At 65.1% G+C, this 1,210-nt stretch carries 1 protein-coding gene; it reads right to left on the bottom strand.

All coding sequences use genetic code 11. The features are described 5' to 3' along the window. Window positions 1-132: 132 nt before the first annotated feature. A complete protein-coding gene (locus AC0L3K_RS40590) occupies window positions 133-1,146 on the bottom strand; it encodes an IS5 family transposase (RefSeq protein ID WP_007592298.1) in 1,014 nt (337 codons plus the stop codon). Window positions 1,147-1,210 lie beyond the last annotated feature (64 nt).

A 1,210-nucleotide genomic window follows, 5' to 3' on the forward strand; every position in this document is an offset into this window, starting at 1 on the left:
GCGAGGGCTTTGCTTAATTGGCCGAGCGGGAGTGAGGCTCGATATGGGGTATTTTTTTGTGCGGCCTCGGATGGCGCGCGAACGCAGACGGTCTTGTTTTCGTGGCCGATCGATGGCCTTGGGCTGTGGCGGTCACACCACACCTCCCGCGGGACACAGGACCGCCCATCGTTTGAGGTTCATGGCCAGGCAGAGAAGACGCAGATGGGTATGATTGCGTGCCAGGCCCAGATAGCGGGCTCGCGCCCAGCCGTAGACGCCCTTGAGGCGCGCGAAGACCTGCTCGACCGGGGCGCGGCGCCGTCCCACGGCGTCGTTGAAGCGCTTCTGCCGTTCGGTCAGGGGATGATGCTTGTTGGGCCGGAACATCAGCCGCGGCTTGATGCCCCGGGCAGCCAGCCCGGCGCGACGCTCATGCTTGTCATAGGCCTGGTCGGCGTAGACCGCCTTCTCGTCACCGCTGATCAATTCGTCGGCGGGCACCGTATCGTTGACCGCAGCGTCGGTCAGCTTGCTGCGACGAATGATCGCCGAGCCCTGGTCGACACCGACATGCGCCTTGTAGCCGAAGTATCGCTTGCCACCCTTCTTGGTCCATCGCGCATCCGTATCGCGCTCGCTATTGACCAGCTTGCTCGGCGGGCGTCCGTCCGGGCCGGGAGGCAGCGGGTCCTTTGGCGGCTTCGGCGGTTTCACGGCCGCCGGGATCAGGCTGGCGTCGATCAATGTGCCTCGGCGCAGCACCAGCCCGCGCGCGTCGATCTGGCGCAGCATCTCGGCAAACAGCGTCTCGTCCAGGCCAGCCTGCTGCAAAGCTTCGCGGAAGCGCCAGATCGTCGTGTGGTCGGGCGTCTCGTCGCCCAGCGCAAAGCCGCAGAAGTCGCGGAACGAGGCCCGGTCATCGAGCGCTTCTTCCAGTTCCGGATCGGACAGACCGTACCATTGCTGCAACAGCACAGCCTTGAACATCACCAGCCGAGGATAGGCCGGCGCGCCACGCTCCGGCTCCGGCAGGCCGCTCAGCACGCGCTCGACAGCCGCCCAATCCACCAGTTCGCCAATCCGCCTCAGGACCGCACCCCCTTTGCCCCGCCGCGACGCCAACGCATCTGCGAAGCTCGGTTGCCCCACCTGCCGATATGCCATCCCCAGATCCTCTTCAGATGTCTCTTAGAGAATCGCAGATTCGCGATTTACGCAAAGCCCTCGC

The organism is Bradyrhizobium sp. MI1.10 (assembly GCF_055811035.1).

Coding starts and splice junctions, on each gene's coding strand:
- AC0L3K_RS40590 (WP_007592298.1), bottom strand. CDS start 1,146: ATGGCATATCGGCAGGTGGGGCAACCGAGCTTCGCAGATGCGTTGGCG.